At 41.8% G+C, this 15,863-nt stretch carries 14 protein-coding genes and 1 other annotated feature; of the genes, 11 read left to right on the top strand and 3 right to left on the bottom strand.

Annotated features, from left to right (window positions below):
• Positions 1 to 43: 43 nt before the first annotated feature.
• Positions 44 to 1,522, bottom strand: coding sequence for an oligosaccharide flippase family protein (locus tag O3622_RS05360; protein WP_000789708.1), 1,479 nt, complete (start codon positions 1,520 to 1,522; stop codon positions 44 to 46).
• Between the two features lie 122 nt (positions 1,523 to 1,644).
• Here O3622_RS05360 and mecA point away from each other — a divergent pair, with 122 nt between their 5' ends.
• The 11 genes from mecA to O3622_RS05305 all read left to right on the top strand — a co-directional run bounded on the left by mecA (position 1,645) and on the right by O3622_RS05305 (position 13,664).
• On the top strand, positions 1,645 to 2,385 hold the full coding sequence (gene mecA, locus O3622_RS05355) for an adaptor protein MecA (protein ID WP_000782696.1): 741 nt from the start codon (positions 1,645 to 1,647) through the stop codon (positions 2,383 to 2,385).
• A 147-nt stretch (positions 2,386 to 2,532) separates the two neighbouring features.
• Entirely contained in the window at positions 2,533 to 3,819 is a 1,287-nt protein-coding gene (locus tag O3622_RS05350; protein WP_000216364.1) for a homoserine dehydrogenase, read from the top strand.
• 1 nt (position 3,820) lies between these two features.
• Positions 3,821 to 4,690, top strand: a complete 870-nt coding sequence (gene thrB, locus O3622_RS05345) for a homoserine kinase (protein ID WP_000692417.1) — start codon at positions 3,821 to 3,823, stop codon at positions 4,688 to 4,690.
• A gap of 213 nt (positions 4,691 to 4,903) precedes the next feature.
• Positions 4,904 to 5,842 carry a peptide-methionine (R)-S-oxide reductase MsrB gene (gene msrB, locus O3622_RS05340; protein ID WP_000818181.1) on the top strand — a complete coding sequence of 313 codons (939 nt, stop codon included), beginning with the start codon at positions 4,904 to 4,906 and terminating at the stop codon, positions 5,840 to 5,842.
• A 59-nt stretch (positions 5,843 to 5,901) separates the two neighbouring features.
• Positions 5,902 to 7,626, top strand: coding sequence for an ABC transporter ATP-binding protein (locus tag O3622_RS05335; protein WP_000681737.1), 1,725 nt, complete (start codon positions 5,902 to 5,904; stop codon positions 7,624 to 7,626).
• Between the two features lies 1 nt (position 7,627).
• Positions 7,628 to 9,376 carry an ABC transporter ATP-binding protein gene (locus O3622_RS05330; protein ID WP_371607154.1) on the top strand — a complete coding sequence of 583 codons (1,749 nt, stop codon included), beginning with the start codon at positions 7,628 to 7,630 and terminating at the stop codon, positions 9,374 to 9,376.
• Positions 9,377 to 9,480: 104 nt separating this feature from the next.
• On the top strand, positions 9,481 to 10,740 hold the full coding sequence (locus O3622_RS05325) for a TRZ/ATZ family protein (protein WP_371607153.1): 1,260 nt from the start codon (positions 9,481 to 9,483) through the stop codon (positions 10,738 to 10,740).
• A gap of 61 nt (positions 10,741 to 10,801) precedes the next feature.
• Positions 10,802 to 10,937: a sequence feature (ribosomal protein L10 leader region), on the top strand.
• Between the two features lie 38 nt (positions 10,938 to 10,975).
• Positions 10,976 to 11,476 (top strand): 50S ribosomal protein L10, encoded by a 501-nt coding sequence (gene rplJ, locus O3622_RS05320; RefSeq protein WP_001287274.1) that lies wholly within the window; start codon positions 10,976 to 10,978, stop codon positions 11,474 to 11,476.
• A 74-nt stretch (positions 11,477 to 11,550) separates the two neighbouring features.
• Entirely contained in the window at positions 11,551 to 11,919 is a 369-nt protein-coding gene (gene rplL / locus O3622_RS05315; RefSeq protein ID WP_001196964.1) for a 50S ribosomal protein L7/L12, read from the top strand.
• A 411-nt stretch (positions 11,920 to 12,330) separates the two neighbouring features.
• Complete coding sequence (locus tag O3622_RS05310) at positions 12,331 to 13,233, top strand: DUF2268 domain-containing protein (protein ID WP_001166706.1); 903 nt, start codon at positions 12,331 to 12,333, stop codon at positions 13,231 to 13,233.
• Positions 13,234 to 13,295: 62 nt separating this feature from the next.
• Entirely contained in the window at positions 13,296 to 13,664 is a 369-nt protein-coding gene (locus O3622_RS05305; RefSeq protein ID WP_000559015.1) for an EXLDI protein, read from the top strand.
• A gap of 160 nt (positions 13,665 to 13,824) precedes the next feature.
• On the opposite strand, the gene O3622_RS05300 is transcribed toward O3622_RS05305, so the two are convergent.
• Positions 13,825 to 14,310 carry a GNAT family N-acetyltransferase gene (locus O3622_RS05300; RefSeq protein ID WP_125328390.1) on the bottom strand — a complete coding sequence of 162 codons (486 nt, stop codon included), beginning with the start codon at positions 14,308 to 14,310 and terminating at the stop codon, positions 13,825 to 13,827.
• Positions 14,311 to 14,341: 31 nt separating this feature from the next.
• A complete protein-coding gene (gene gdhA, locus O3622_RS05295; protein WP_084945130.1) occupies positions 14,342 to 15,688 on the bottom strand; it encodes an NADP-specific glutamate dehydrogenase in 1,347 nt (448 codons plus the stop codon).
• Positions 15,689 to 15,863 lie beyond the last annotated feature (175 nt).

Genomic DNA, 15,863 nt, shown 5'->3' with positions numbered 1-15,863 from the left:
AAGAAATCCCCTACTGGCAACTAATTTATCAGTAGGGGATTTTTTAATTTCGTTTTAATTTTGCAAGTACAAGGTTCAGTGCATAGTGGAGTGTTTTGTCTTTGGTGATAAAGAGGGTCAAGAGGTAATAGATACCACAAGTTGCTACGGTAGAAAGAACCATGAGAATCATATTGAAGTTTACTGTGTAGGAATTGATTTGGAAAATCATCTTGAAAATATAGAAGATTGGGATAAAACCAAGGGATATAATGCTATAACGTGTTAAGGTTATAAAAATTTCTTTTAAACTAATCAGTTGGTGTTTCTTGATAAAATGAATTTCAAGTAAAACAACGATAGTTTCTGCGATAATGGTCGTAGCGATGTAATACTCAGGTGCAAAAATATTATTGAAATACAAGATGCTATTTAATAGTATATTAGCCCCACCACCAAGGAAGTAGAAGGCAGTTAAGCGATTTTCATGGTCGTTGATAAAGATAATCTGTTTACCAAGAATCAACTCTATAGCCCAAATGATGGTACGAAAAGCGAAGACGCTAGTTACGATACCCGCTTCAAGATATTTTTCAGAAGAATAAATAACAGTTGCGTACCGTCCCAATATCATGATCCCGATACTAGTTGGAACCATAAGGAAATAGAATAAGGATGCCGCTTGATTCACGAGATAATTATAGGACTTGTAATCCTTTTTACCGAGATAGTAGCCAAGGCGTGGAATACTGACGTTGATAGCTCCACTCAAGACACTGGCAATCAACATGACGATACTATAGGCAATTGTATAGTAGGAAATATAGTTCTCATCCGGTCCCTTGGTGATAAACATTCTATCTAGCAAGGTATAAAGCATATTAGCGTTTGCTAGGAGAAGCATAGTAAAGAGTGGTTTAGAAGCTTTAGCTAATTCGACGAAACCAATCTTAACAAAAGAAACTTCTCTCTTAATCCAAAGAAAACTGAGCAGGTAGTTGAGGATAGTGGTCGCTGTCATAACGATAGCATAAGGAACGATATCATCTGCCGTTTTAACAAAGGCGAAGATAGCGACCAGCATGGTAATTCGAATAATTAATGTTTTATAGAGGATGAAGGCATAGTTTTCATAAGCCTCGTTCATCCATTCGATATTGAGAAATTGGAAGAGTGCTTGGGCCCCTAGGATGTAGTACAGGACTTTCAGATTCTCAATGCTGGTGTCAAAGAAGATAATGAGGAAGTAGATACCTGTCGTCAGGAGAGAGGTGAAAACCGAGATATAAAACAACTTAGAAAAGACGTAGTTGATTTTATTCTTGTCATCCTTGACCTTACTAATAGCTCGAATCCCGTAGTTGTATATTCCAAAGGCAGCTAGTGGAATAACGAAACTTGCCCAGGTATTAGCTGTATTGAAATAACCGTAGTTGGATTTGCTGAGAATCCGCGTCAGATAAGGATTGGTTATCAGTGGAAAAACGATATTGAGAATATTGACCAGCAAGCTGGCCAAGGCATTTACTTTTATATTTTTCATTGAACTTTCTTTCTTAAATCTAAAATCATATCTAGTATTATATCACATTCTCGCTTCATTCTTTTGATAAAATCGTAAAAATCTAGTATAATAGATAGACTGAAAGTATGAGGTTACTAGATATGAAGATGAAACAAATTAGTGATACAACACTGAAAATCACAATGACTTTAGATGATTTGATGGACCGAGGAATGGAGATTGCAGACTTTCTCGTTCCTCAGGAAAAAACTGAAGAGTTTTTCTATGCTATTCTAGATGAGTTAGAGATGCCAGACAATTTCTTGGATAGTGGCATGCTGAGTTTTCGTGTAACGCCAAAACCAGACAAGGTCGACGTCTTTGTGACCAAATCCAAGATTGACCAAAATCTGGATTTTGAAGATTTGGCGGATCTACCAGACATGGAAGAATTAGCCCAAATGTCGCCAGATGAATTTCTCAAAACCTTGGAAAAGAGCATTGCAGATAAGACCAAGGACGATATTGAGGCCATCCAATCTCTAGAGCAGGTCGAAGCAAAGGCAGAAGAGCAAGAGCAGGCAGACAAGGAGACTGAGAGTAAGAAAGAACCTTATATCTACTATATCCTGCGCTTTGCAAGCCTTGCTGACTTAGTTGCTTTTGCAAAGACGGTTAACTACCAGATGGAAACCTCTGAGCTCTATAAGATGAATGGGCACTACTATTTGACAATCTTAGTCGATGTAGAAAATCATCCTAGTCCATATCCGGCCTGGCTCTTGGCTCGTATGCGTGAATTTGCAGACGACAGTGACATCAGTCGTTCCGTTTTGCAAGAGTATGGGCAAATATTGATTAACCATGACGCAGTTCTCGGTCTGCAAAAGATTCGTTCATAATTTTTAAAATCAATTTTCATTTATCAAGAAAGACGAATCATGGGATTCGTTTTTTCTTTTCTAGATCGAAATAGTGATTTACTATAATAGGAATTTTCACAAAATTCTGTTATAATGGCTATATCAGAAAATTTCTAGGAGACAAACATGACAGTTAAAATTGCTTTACTCGGATTTGGTACCGTTGCAAGTGGTGTGCCATTCCTACTAAAGGAAAATGGAGAAAAAATCGTTCAGTCAGCTCATTCAGAGATTGAAGTAGCCAAGGTATTGGTCAAGGATGAAGATGAAAAGAACCGCTTGCTTGCAGCAGGAAATGACTTTAACTTTGTGACCAATGTAGATGATATTTTATCAGACAAGGACATTACTATTGTAGTGGAATTGATGGGGCGTATCGAACCAGCTAAGACCTTTATCACTCGTGCCTTAGAAGCTGGGAAACACGTTGTTACTGCTAACAAGGACCTTTTGGCTGTCCATGGTGCAGAATTGCTAGAAATCGCTAAAGAGCATAAGGTAGCACTTTACTACGAAGCAGCAGTTGCTGGTGGGATTCCAATTCTTCGTACTTTGGCAAATTCATTAGCTTCTGACAAAATTACGCGCGTTCTTGGTGTCGTTAACGGAACTTCCAACTTCATGATGACCAAGATGGTCGAAGAAGGCTGGTCTTACGATGATGCTCTGGCTGAAGCACAAAGACTTGGTTTTGCAGAAAGCGACCCTACAAATGACGTGGATGGGATTGACGCAGCCTACAAGATGGTGATTTTGAGCCAGTTTGCTTTTGGTATGAAGGTTGCCTTTGACGATGTAGCCCACAAGGGAATCCGCAACATCACACCAGAAGACGTAGCTGTAGCCCAAGACCTTGGCTATGTAGTGAAATTGGTTGGTTCTATCGAGGAAACTCCTTCTGGTATTGCTGCGGAAGTAACTCCAACCTTCCTTCCTAAAGCACATCCACTTGCCAGTGTGAATGGGGTAATGAACGCTGTTTTTGTAGAATCTATCGGTATTGGTGAATCTATGTACTACGGACCAGGTGCGGGTCAAAAACCAACTGCAACAAGTGTTGTAGCAGATATTGTCCGTATCGTTCGTCGCTTGAATGATGGTACCATCGGTAAAGACTTCAACGAATATAGCCGTGACCTAGTCTTGGCAAATCCAGAAGATGTTAAAGCTAACTACTACTTCTCAATCTTGGCTCCAGACTCAAAAGGTCAGGTCTTGAAATTGGCTGAGATTTTCAACGCTCAAGATATTTCCTTCAAGCAAATCCTCCAAGATGGTAAAGAGGGTGACAAGGCGCGTGTAGTGATTATCACTCATAAGATTAATAAAGCGCAGCTTGAGAATGTTTCAGCTGAGTTGGCCAAAGCTTCAGAATTTGACCTCTTGAATACCTTCAAGGTGTTAGGAGAATAGGATGAAGATTATTGTACCTGCAACCAGTGCCAATATCGGGCCAGGTTTTGATTCGGTCGGTGTAGCTGTAACCAAGTATCTTCAAATTGAGGTTTGTGAAGAACGGGATGAGTGGTTGATTGAACACCAGATTGGCAAATGGATTCCCCATGACGAGCGTAATCTTTTGCTTAAGATTGCCTTGCAAATTGCGCCTGACTTGCAACCGAGACGCTTGAAAATGACCAGTGATGTTCCCTTGGCGCGTGGTTTGGGTTCTTCTAGCTCGGTTATCGTTGCTGGAATTGAACTGGCTAACCAACTGGGCAATCTCAACTTATCTAACCACGACAAATTGCAGTTGGCTACCAAGATTGAAGGACATCCTGACAATGTAGCTCCAGCAATTTACGGCAATCTCGTTATTGCAAGTTCTGTTGAAGGAAATGTTTCAGCGATTGTGGCTGCCTTCCCAGAGTGTGATTTTCTAGCTTATATTCCCAACTATGAATTGCGCACTCGAGACAGCCGCGGTGTCCTTCCTAAGAAATTGTCCTACAAGGAAGCTGTTGCAGCTAGTTCTATCGCCAATGTGGCCGTTGCAGCCTTGTTAGCAGGAGATATGGTGACAGCTGGTCAAGCAATCGAGGGGGACCTCTTCCACGAGCGCTATCGTCAAAGTCTGGTCCGTGAATTTGCTACGATTAAGCAAGTAGCTAAAGAGAATGGAGCCTATGCGACCTATCTCTCTGGTGCCGGACCGACAGTTATGGTCTTGGCTTCTCATGACAAGATGCCAGCTATTAAGGCAGAATTGCAAAAGCAACCTTTCAAAGGCAAACTGCATGATTTGAAAGTTGATACCCAAGGTGTCCGTGTCCAAACAAAGTAAAGAAATAGAGGATAGGATGGGGAAACTCTCGACCTGAGGGCTTCCTATCCTTTTTTTGAAAAGAAGTTTATACTCAATGAAAATCAAAGAGCAAACTAGGAAGCTAGCCGCAGGTTGCTCAAAACATGGTTTTGAGGTTGCAGATGTAAGCTGACGTGGTTTGAAGAGATTTTGAAGAGTATTAGTTAAAAACTTGATAAAGGAGAAATAAAGATGGCAGAAATTTATCTAGCAGGTGGTTGTTTTTGGGGCCTAGAGGAGTATTTTTCACGAATTTCAGGAGTGCTAGCAACCAGTGTCGGCTACGCTAATGGCCAAGTCGAAACGACCAATTACCAGTTGCTCAAGGAAACAGACCATGCAGAGACTGTTCAAGTGATTTATGATGAGAAGGCTGTGTCACTCAGAGAGATTTTACTTTATTATTTCCGTGTCATTGACCCTTTATCTATCAACCAGCAAGGAAATGACCGTGGTCGCCAATATCGAACGGGAATCTATTATCAGGATGAAGCAGACTTGCCAGCTATCTACACAGTGGTGCAGGAGCAGGAGCGTATGCTGGGTCGAAAGATTGCAGTAGAAGTGGAGAAACTTCGTCACTACATTTTGGCTGAAGACTACCACCAAGACTATCTCAAGAAAAATCCTTCAGGTTATTGTCATATCGATGTGACGGATGCTGATAAGCCATTGATTGACGCCTCTAACTATGAAAAGCCTAGTCAAGAGGTGTTAAAGGAAAGCTTAACTGAAGAGTCTTATCGTGTTACGCAAGAAGCTGCTACAGAGGCTCCATTTAGTAATGCTTATGACCAAACTTTTGAAGAGGGGATTTATGTAGACATCACGACAGGGGAGCCACTCTTTTTTGCTAAGGATAAGTTTGCCTCAGGTTGTGGTTGGCCAAGTTTTAGTCGTCCGATTTCTAAGGAGTTGATTCACTATTACAAGGACCTGAGCCATGGAATGGAGCGAATCGAGGTTCGTTCTCGCTCAGGCAATGCTCACTTGGGTCATGTTTTCACAGATGGACCTCAGGAGTTAGGTGGCCTGCGTTACTGTATTAATTCTGCCTCCTTGCGCTTTGTAGCCAAGGATGAGATGGAAAAAGCAGGATATGGCTATCTATTACCTTGCTTAAACAAATAAAACTGAGAGGGTGGGGCTTCCCACTTTCTTCATTTCTAGAATATGAATAGAAGGGATTTATGAAACACTTACTATCTTACTTCAAATCCTATATCAAAGAATCAATTTTGGCTCCACTGTTCAAGCTGCTAGAAGCTGTTTTTGAGCTCTTGGTTCCCATGGTGATTGCTGGGATTGTTGACCAATCCTTGCCTCAGAGAGATCAAGGGCATCTATGGATGCAGATTGGCCTGCTCCTTATCTTTGCAGTGATTGGCGTTTTAGTAGCCTTGATTGCTCAATTTTATTCAGCAAAGGCAGCGGTAGGTTTTGCCAAGGAATTGACAAACGACCTCTATCGTCATATTCTTTCTTTGCCTAAGGACAGCAGAGACCGTTTGACAACTTCTAGCTTGGTGACCCGCTTGACTTCTGATACCTACCAGATACAGACTGGGATCAATCAATTCCTGCGCCTCTTTTTGCGAGCGCCTATTATTGTTTTTGGGGCTATCTTTATGGCCTATCGCATCTCAGCTGAGCTGACTTTTTGGTTTTTGGTCATGGTTGGTTTTTTGACAATCGTCATTGTCGGTCTCTCTCGACTGGTCAATCCCCTCTACAGTAGTCTCAGAAAGAAAACGGACCAACTGGTTCAGGAAACGCGTCAGCAATTACAAGGCATGCGAGTTATTCGTGCCTTTGGGCAAGAAAAACGAGAATTACAGATTTTTCAAACCCTTAACCAAGTTTATGCTAGATTGCAAGAAAAGACGGGTTTCTGGTCTAGTTTGTTAACACCTCTGACTTATCTGATTGTCAATGGAACCCTTCTCGTCATCATCGGGCAGGGCTATATTTCAATTCAAGGAGGTTTACTCAGTCAAGGTGCTCTTATTGCCCTTATCAACTACCTCTTGCAAATTTTGGTGGAATTGGTTAAGCTAGCTATGCTGATCAATTCTCTCAATCAGTCCTATATCTCAGCCAAGCGAATTGAGGAAGTTTTTACCGAAGCTCCAGAGGATATCCATTCAGAGTTAGAACAAAAGCAAGCTACCGGTGATCGGATTTTGCAAGTCAAAGAATTAACCTTTACCTATCCTGATGCGGCCCAGCCTTCTCTGAGAAACATTTCCTTTGATATGAATCAAGGGCAGATCCTTGGTATAATCGGGGGAACTGGTTCAGGTAAATCAAGCTTGGTGCAAGTCTTACTTGGTCTTTATCCGGCAGACAAGGGAAGTATTGACCTTTATCGAAATGGACGTAGTCCTCGTAATCTTGAGCAATGGCGGTCTTGGATTGCCTATGTGCCTCAAAAAGTCGAACTTTTTAAGGGAACTATTCGTTCCAACTTGACTCTGGGTTTCAATCAAGAAGTATCTGACCAAGAACTCTGGCAGGCCTTGGAGATTGCGCAAGCTAAGGATTTTGTCAGTGAAAAGGAAGGACTCTTGGATGCCCTGGTTGAGGCTGGAGGTCGAAATTTCTCAGGTGGACAAAAACAAAGGCTGTCTATCGCACGTGCAGTCTTGCGCCAAGCTCCATTTCTCATCTTAGATGATGCGACCTCGGCCCTCGACACCATTACCGAGTCCAATCTCTTGAAAGCTATCCGAGAGAATTTGCCAAACACGAGTTTAATCTTGATTTCTCAACGGACTTCGACACTTCGTATGGCTGACCAGATTCTCCTCTTGGAAAAAGGTGAGTTACTAGCTGTTGGCAAGCACGATGACTTGATGAAGACTAGCCAAGTCTATCGCGAAATCAATGCATCCCAACATGGAAAGGAGGACTAGCATGAAACGACAAACTGCAAACCAGACGCTCAAACGTTTGGCCATAGATTTAGCAAACCATCCTTTCCTCCTTTTCCTTGCCTTTCTAGGAACTATTGCCCAAGTTGGCTTATCAATTTACCTACCTATTCTGATTGGACAGGTCATTGACCAAGTTCTAGTGGCTGGTTCATCACCAGTTTTTTGGCAGATTTTCATTCAGATGATATTGGTAGTCATAGGAAATACTCTGGTACAATGGGCCAATCCTCTTCTTTATAATCGTCTAATCTTCTCTTATACCAGAGGCTTGCGAGAGCGAATTATCCATAAGCTCCATCGTTTACCGATTGCTTTTGTGAACCGGCAGGGCAGTGGAGAGATGGTTAGTCGTGTGACCACAGACATAGAACAGTTGGCAGCTGGTTTGACCATGATTTTCAATCAATTTTTCATTGGTGTTTTGATGATTTTGGTTAGTATTCTAGCCATGCTCCAAATTCACCTCCTCATGACCCTCTTGGTCTTGCTGTTGACGCCGCTGTCCATGGTGATTTCACGCTTTATTGCCAAACGCTCCTATCATCTCTTCCAGAAGCAAACAGAGACGAGGGGAATTCAGACTCAGTTGATTGAAGAGTCGCTTAGCCAGCAGACCATTATCCAGTCCTTCAATGCTCAGACAGAGTTTATCCAAAGACTGCACGAGGCGAATGCCAACTACGCAAGCTATTCTCAGTCAGCTATCTTTTATTCCTCAACGGTTAATCCTTCGACTCGCTTTGTCAATGCGCTCATTTATGCTCTTCTAGCTGGAGTAGGAGCTTATCGTATCATGATGGGTTCAACCTTGACCATTGGGCGTTTAGTAACTTTTTTGAACTATGTTCAGCAGTATACCAAGCCCTTTAACGATATTTCTTCAGTGCTAGCTGAGTTGCAAAGTGCTCTCGCTTGCGCAGAGCGCGTCTATGCTGTCTTAGAAAGTCCAGAGGTGGCTGAAACAGGTAAGGAAGTCTTGACCAGTGACCAAGTTAAGGGAGCCATTTCCTTTAAGCATGTTTCTTTTGGATACCATCCTGAAAGGATCTTGATTAAGGATTTGTCTATCGATATCCCAGCTGGTAGCAAGGTAGCCATCGTTGGTCCGACAGGTGCTGGTAAGTCAACTCTTATCAATCTCCTCATGCGTTTTTATCCTATTAACTCGGGAGATATCTTGTTAGATGGGCAATCCATTTATGATTATACCCGAGCGTCATTGAGACAGCAGTTTGGGATGGTACTCCAAGAAACCTGGCTCAAGCAAGGGACCATTCATGACAATATTGCCTTTGGAAATCCTGATGCCAGTAGGGAGCAGGTGATTGCTGCCGCAAAAGCAGCCAACGCAGACTTTTTCATCCAACAGTTGCCACAGGGATACAATACCAAGTTGGAAAATGCAGGAGAATCTCTCTCTGTCGGTCAAGCCCAGCTCTTGACCATCGCCCGAGTCTTTCTAGCTATTCCAAAGATTCTTATCTTAGACGAGGCGACTTCCTCCATCGATACACGGACAGAGGTGCTAGTACAGGATGCCTTTGCCAAACTCATGAAGGGGCGCACAAGCTTTATTATTGCTCACCGTTTGTCAACCATTCAGGATGCGGATTTGATTCTTGTCTTGGTAGATGGTGACATTGTGGAGCATGGTAACCATCATGATCTCATGGATAGAAAGGGCAAGTATTACCAAATGCAAAAAGCTGCGGCCTTTAGCTCTGAATAAGTCATTCCTACCCATTTAAATTCTTAATGACACTAAAAGTTGCCTTCGGGTGACTTTTTTGTTACAATAGCTAGAAAAAATCAAGGTCTTAGAAGGAGAAAACAATGAAAGTCTATCAGCATGTAAATATCGTGACTTGTGACCAAGATTTCCATGTTTATTTGGATGGTGTCTTAGCCGTTAAGGATTCTCAAATCGTCTATGTCGGCCAAGAGGAGTCAGAGATTTTAGAGCAAGCTGAGCAGATTATAGACTATCAGGGAGCCTGGATCATGCCTGGTTTGGTTAATTGCCACACCCATTCTTTCATGACAGGTTTGCGAGGAATTCAGGATGACAGCAATCTCCACGAATGGCTCAATGACTATATCTGGCCAGCAGAAGCAGGATTTACTCCCGATATGACTACCAAGGCAGTCAAAGAAGCTCTGACAGAGATGCTCCAGTCAGGAACAACAACCTTCAACGATATGTATAATCCCAATGGTGTGGATATTGAGCAAATTTATCAGGCAGTTAAGGCTTCCAAGATGAGTTGTTATTTCTCACCGACCCTCTTTTCTTCAGAGGCAGAAACAACTGCTGAGACCATAAGCAGAACCCGAGCCATCATAGAGGAAATCTTAGGATATGAAAACCCAAATTTCAAGGTTATGGTAGCTCCACATTCTCCCTACAGCTGTAGTAGAGACTTGCTGGAAGCGAGCTTAGATATGGCAAAAAAGCTGGACATTCCTATCCATATCCATGTGGCAGAGACCAAGGAAGAGTCAGGAATTATCCTCAAACGCTATGGCAAACGTCCCCTCGCCTTTCTAGAAGAACTGGGTTATTTAGATCATCCGTCTGTCTTTGCTCATGGGGTCGAGCTAAACGAGCGAGAAATTGAACGCTTGGCAACTTCTCATGTGGCAATCGCCCATAATCCTATCAGTAACCTCAAACTGGCCTCAGGGATTGCTCCAATCATCCAACTCCAAAAAGCAGGAGTAGCAGTCGGAATTGCGACAGACTCGGTTGCTTCCAATAACAATCTAGATATGTTTGAGGAAGGACGGACAGCAGCCCTTCTTCAAAAGATGAAAAGTGGAGATGCCAGCCAATTTCCTATCGAAACAGCCCTTAAGGCACTGACAATCGAAGGAGCTAAGGTTCTAGGAATGGAAAAGCAGATAGGAAGCCTAGAAGTCGGCAAACAGGCAGATTTTCTGGTCATTCAACCACAAGGAAAAATCCATCTTCAACCTCAGAAAAATATGCTCTCTCACCTCGTTTATGCTGTCAAATCCAGTGATGTTGATGATGTTTATATCGCTGGAGAACAGGTGGTTAAGCAAGGCAAAGTTTTGACAGTAGAGATTTAAAAAAATTTAAAAAAAGTTTGCAAAAATCTTGCATTCTTTTTTTGTCTATGCTATACTTATATACGGTTTGAAAAAACTGCCTAAGACAGTAGGGGAGCTCGACTCATAAAGATCCTACCGAGGACAAAACGTATCATGTAAAAAGAAGCGTATTGTACTTTCGTGTCTAGGTTTGGGCGCGTTTTTCTTTTGGAAAAATTCCCCAAGCAAAATAATTACGGAGGTGAACACACTAATGAGTGAAGCAATTATTGCTAAGAAAGCGGAACTAGTTGACGTAGTAGCTGAGAAAATGAAAGCTGCTGCATCAATCGTCGTTGTAGACGCTCGTGGTTTGACAGTTGAACAAGATACAGTTCTTCGTCGTGAGCTTCGTGGAAGCGAAGTTGAGTATAAAGTAATTAAAAACTCAATCTTACGTCGTGCAGCTGAAAAAGCTGGTCTTGAAGATCTTGCATCTGTTTTTGTTGGACCATCTGCAGTAGCATTTTCTAACGAAGATGTTATCGCACCAGCGAAAATCTTGAACGATTTTGCTAAAAACGCTGAAGCACTTGAAATCAAAGGTGGTGCAATCGAAGGCGCTGTCGCATCTAAAGAAGAAATCGTTGCTCTTGCAACTCTTCCAAACCGCGAAGGGCTTCTTTCTATGCTCCTTTCTGTACTTCAAGCGCCAGTGCGCAACGTTGCTCTTGCAGTCAAAGCGGTTGCAGACAACAAAGAAGACGCAGCTTAATCTTAAGCTACGCAGCGTAGCTTAGCTACGAAAAAACTATTATAAAATTAAAAACTTATTTGGAGGAAATAACAATGGCATTGAACATTGAAAACATTATTGCTGAAATTAAAGAAGCTTCAATCCTTGAATTGAACGACCTTGTAAAAGCTATCGAAGAAGAATTTGGTGTAACTGCAGCTGCTCCTGTAGCTGTTGCTGCAGCTGGTGCTGCTGACGCTGGTGCTGCTAAAGACTCATTTGACGTTGAGTTGACAGCTGCCGGTGACAAAAAAGTTGGCGTTATCAAAGTTGTACGTGAAATCACTGGTCTTGGACTTAAAGAAGCTAAAGAACTTGTTGATGGTGCACCAGGTGTCATCAAAGAAGGCGTTCCAACTGCAGAAGCTGAAGAAATCAAAGCTAAATTGGAAGAAGCTGGAGCTTCAGTTACTCTTAAATAATAGAGCAACTACATTAGTAGCTTAAAAACATGATAAAACCGCTATTCTTAGGAGTAGCGGTTTTTCTTTTTATATTTCATGGGGTACAAATGGGGCAAACTAATTATATAGTTTATCTAGGAGACAAACAAGTTTTGAATAATAGGCTTTCCATAAAAAATAATACAAGTTTTTACCCTTCAGGATTTATTTTTTTCTGGTATCATCATTCCTATGAACAGTAGAAAAGTAAGTTTTTAATTTATTGATACTCCGGATATTACAATCTCAGTATTAAAGAACTTTATTGAAGGTAATTTTCGAACGGTTTGAGGTAATTTCAATGAAATTTTAATAGATATTTCAATTTTCTTCTTGACTCTGACCCTAGGTAAGGGATTATACTAATAGTAGATAAGAAAGGAGATTATTATGCAAATCAATATGATTCGTTCAGATAAAGTTTATCAGGAGATGCTTGAGCTTCCTTTAGAAAAGAGAGAAGGTCTCTTTCGAGCTAAAATATTAGCACCTTTTGCAATGAAATACCAAACGCAACACATCCCTTTGAAAGCAAAGTACCCTGGAGGATTTGATGCTCTATTCCTACTTGGCTTTATGAATCAGTTGCCCGGAACTCTATCAGAAAAGGATAGACCGGCTATCGACGCTCTGAGCTCTGATCAACTCTGGCAGGATTGTCAAGATACCATCAAGAGGAGTATTGGTCTTTTTGAGCAAGCTGGCTATGACTTAGAGGTTGAGGATTACTATTTTACTATTTTATTGGGCAATCCAGAAAAACCTATGCTACAGCTCAATAAGGGTTACAGCGGAGATGGAGGAATTCCAGGCTACCTCATGCTTAGTTTACTACCAAATGACTATACTTTACCCCGTGTGCAGGCAGCGTTAGCCCATGAGTGCAATCACAATGTCCGCTTCCAATTTGTCAAATGGAACCAGCAGACGACACTAGCAGACTGGGTAGTCAGTGAAGGATTGGCAGAGTCTTTTGCGGCTGAGCTCTATGGTAAGGATCTCATTGGGCCTTGGGTTACTTCAACCAGTCCAGAGCAGTTAGAAGAGATTAAGCCCATCATCTCAAGTCAGCTTCAGCTAACAGGTATGGCGGAAATGGCTCCTTATCTTTACGGTGATGAAATTGCTGAGATTCAAGGTCAAATACCGGTTGGTATGCCTTATGCTGCAGGCTATGCTTATGGCTATCATCTTATACAAGCCTATCTGAAAAAGACTGGCAAGAGCATTATTGAGGCCACAGTAACACCAACAGAAGAGATTTTAGAGGCGACTGAAGACTTTTGGAAATGACACTTTTGTTTGAAAATTTGCCAGAACATGATATAATGTAGGTAATTTCAGGAGGTGATAGTATGCACTATAAAAGAATTGAATTGAAGGTGACAGATCAAGGAATTCATGAGCGCAAGATTTTTCAAGGTGTTAAGATTTTCAGTCGTAGCAAGTTATCTAAAGATCAGAAAAGCATTCTAACACAGAAGCTTTACCTGACTCCGAAGCAAAACATCGTTTACTATCAACGGACAGATGTCAACTATGACCAGAACTGGCAGCATAATAAGGACTATTACGAATTAGCTTATGGTCAGTTGGACAGAGAGACTGTTTTTAAGGTTTGTCAAGATTTTGACGAACTAAGTCCTTTTCTGGAAAATGAGCTACTTGAGAAGCTAAAAGAAAAGCAGTTAACAGGCAAATTTTTTGAAAAATTAGATATATAAAAATCCGGCTGCTTTTATAAGCAGTCGGATTTATTCTAGTGTGATAGTGCTGAAACAATACCTTTACTATCATAGCCTTGGCTACATTTTTAAAAGTTATTTTAGCTGTCTTGAGGAGCTTGATACTGATGTCCTCAAGTCGACCATAGTATATTGCCATCTATTCATCTGATGAGAAGGATTTTATCATCCAGATATTCATAGCTGGGTGGCCGGCGGCGTTAGAAAGTGGTTCTTGCAGTGATGTAAAACCATAGTGCTGATAGATGGACACAGCCGTAGCCAGTTCAGTAGAGGTTTCTAGATAAAGCTGTTCATAACCTGCTAGGCGGGCTTCCTGGAATATTCGCTTTATCAACCTGCTGGAATAACCTTTGCCACGGCTATTTTTAGTGACATACAGTTTTTGTAATTCAGCAATCTTATCGGACACAGGTGCAAAGCCACCACAGCCAACCAGCTGTCCTTCATCTTCCAGAACAAAGTAAGCTGCTCTCTCTTGCTGTTGATAATAGTCGGCCAAATGATCTAGATGAGAATCAAAGTAGACAGTTCCTGGTTTGTCAAGCCCGAATTCTTCTAGGCTGGCTCGAATGAGCTGCGCTACAGCTGGATTGTCTCTTACTTCCATTGGCCGTAAGTTCATCATTTGTCCTCCGATAGGATGTATCGACTAATTAAACAATACCTTGTGCAATCATAGCGTTTGCTACGTTTTCGAAGGCAGCGATATTTGCTCCTGCAAGGTAGTCAGTACCAAGTCCGTATGTTTCAGCAGTTGTTTTAGCTGTATTGAAGATGTTGGTCATGATGTCTTTGAGGCGTCCATCAACTTCTTCACGGGTCCATGAAAGGCGAAGGCTGTTTTGGCTCATTTCAAGCGCTGATACAGCTACACCACCAGCGTTGGCAGCTTTGGCAGGTCCGTAAAGGATTCCGTTTTCTTTGTAGACTTTAATCGCATCAAGGTCACTAGGCATGTTAGCACCTTCTGATACACAGATAACGCCTTGAGCAACCAAACGTTTAGCTGCGTCGCCGTTGATTTCGTTTTGAGTCGCACATGGAAGAGCGATGTCGTAGTTTCCAGCGTAAGTCCATACAGAACCTTCATGGTAAGTAGCAGTTGCTTTCTCAGCTGCGTACTCAGTCAAACGAGCACGGCGTTTTTCTTTAACATCAACCAAAAGATCGAAGTCAATACCATTTTCGTCGATGACATAACCGTTTGAGTCAGATACAGAGATAACAGTTGCACCAAGTTCAGTCGCTTTTTGAAGAGCGTATTGAGCTACGTTACCAGAACCTGAAATAACCACTTTCTTACCAGCAAAACTGCTACCATTAGCTTTGAGCATTTCTTCAGTGTAGTAAACCAATCCATAACCAGTTGCTTCTGGACGAATCAAGCTACCACCAAATCCAAGAGGTTTACCAGTCAAGACACCCGCATCAAATTGGTTAAGACGTTTGTATTGTCCGTAAAGGTAACCAATTTCGCGTCCTCCAACACCGATATCACCAGCAGGTACGTCAAGAGATGGTCCGATGTATTTTTGCAATTCAGTCATGAAGCTTTGGCAGAAGCGCATCACTTCAGCGTCAGTCTTTCCTTTAGGATCGAAGTCTGCCCCCCCTTTTCCTCCACCGATTGGAAGTCCAGTCAAGACGTTTTTAAAGATTTGTTCGAAGCCGAGGAATTTCAAGATCCCTTGGTTCACAGTTGGGTGGAAACGAAGTCCGCCTTTATATGGTCCAACAGCTGAGTTGAATTGAACACGGTAACCACGGTTGACTTGGACTTTTCCATCACGGTCCACCCAAGGCACACGGAAAGAAATCACGCGCTCAGGCTCAGTGATACGTGCCAAGATGTTTTCTTCGATATACTCGGGATGTTTTTCAAATACAGGTTCCAAAGTGCTGAAGAATTCTTCAACCGCCTGGAGAAATTCAGCCTCATGCCCGTTACGAGCTTTCACAGTTGCAAACACGCTTTGGATATAGTCTTTAGCAGATGTCATATCGTTCTCCTTTTTGTTGTTATATTTTATTACATGAGCCATTATAGCAGAATTTTTTTTGAGTGTAAAGAAAAAAACAGAAATTTTCTAAAAATTCTTTCAATTTACAAAACCGAACGTTTTATATAGAAATTAGTTTCTCAAAGAGAAAATCTTAAAGTATGGTATAATATTA

The sequence above is a fragment of the Streptococcus sp. 27098_8_51 genome, from assembly GCF_041432205.1.
Classification (GTDB): Bacteria; Bacillota; Bacilli; order Lactobacillales; family Streptococcaceae; genus Streptococcus.
The sequence above is the reverse complement of the archived record's forward strand: the minus strand, read 5'-3'. Positions and strand labels throughout refer to the sequence as shown.

Coding starts and splice junctions, on each gene's coding strand:
- O3622_RS05335 (WP_000681737.1), top strand. CDS start 5,902: ATGAAACACTTACTATCTTACTTCAAATCCTATATCAAAGAATCAATT.
- rplJ (WP_001287274.1), top strand. CDS start 10,976: ATGAGTGAAGCAATTATTGCTAAGAAAGCGGAACTAGTTGACGTAGTA.
- O3622_RS05300 (WP_125328390.1), bottom strand. CDS start 14,310: ATGAACTTACGGCCAATGGAAGTAAGAGACAATCCAGCTGTAGCGCAG.
- thrB (WP_000692417.1), top strand. CDS start 3,821: ATGAAGATTATTGTACCTGCAACCAGTGCCAATATCGGGCCAGGTTTT.
- rplL (WP_001196964.1), top strand. CDS start 11,551: ATGGCATTGAACATTGAAAACATTATTGCTGAAATTAAAGAAGCTTCA.
- gdhA (WP_084945130.1), bottom strand. CDS start 15,688: ATGACATCTGCTAAAGACTATATCCAAAGCGTGTTTGCAACTGTGAAA.
- O3622_RS05330 (WP_371607154.1), top strand. CDS start 7,628: ATGAAACGACAAACTGCAAACCAGACGCTCAAACGTTTGGCCATAGAT.
- O3622_RS05310 (WP_001166706.1), top strand. CDS start 12,331: ATGCAAATCAATATGATTCGTTCAGATAAAGTTTATCAGGAGATGCTT.
- O3622_RS05350 (WP_000216364.1), top strand. CDS start 2,533: ATGACAGTTAAAATTGCTTTACTCGGATTTGGTACCGTTGCAAGTGGT.
- msrB (WP_000818181.1), top strand. CDS start 4,904: ATGGCAGAAATTTATCTAGCAGGTGGTTGTTTTTGGGGCCTAGAGGAG.
- mecA (WP_000782696.1), top strand. CDS start 1,645: ATGAAGATGAAACAAATTAGTGATACAACACTGAAAATCACAATGACT.
- O3622_RS05325 (WP_371607153.1), top strand. CDS start 9,481: ATGAAAGTCTATCAGCATGTAAATATCGTGACTTGTGACCAAGATTTC.
- O3622_RS05360 (WP_000789708.1), bottom strand. CDS start 1,522: ATGAAAAATATAAAAGTAAATGCCTTGGCCAGCTTGCTGGTCAATATT.
- O3622_RS05305 (WP_000559015.1), top strand. CDS start 13,296: ATGCACTATAAAAGAATTGAATTGAAGGTGACAGATCAAGGAATTCAT.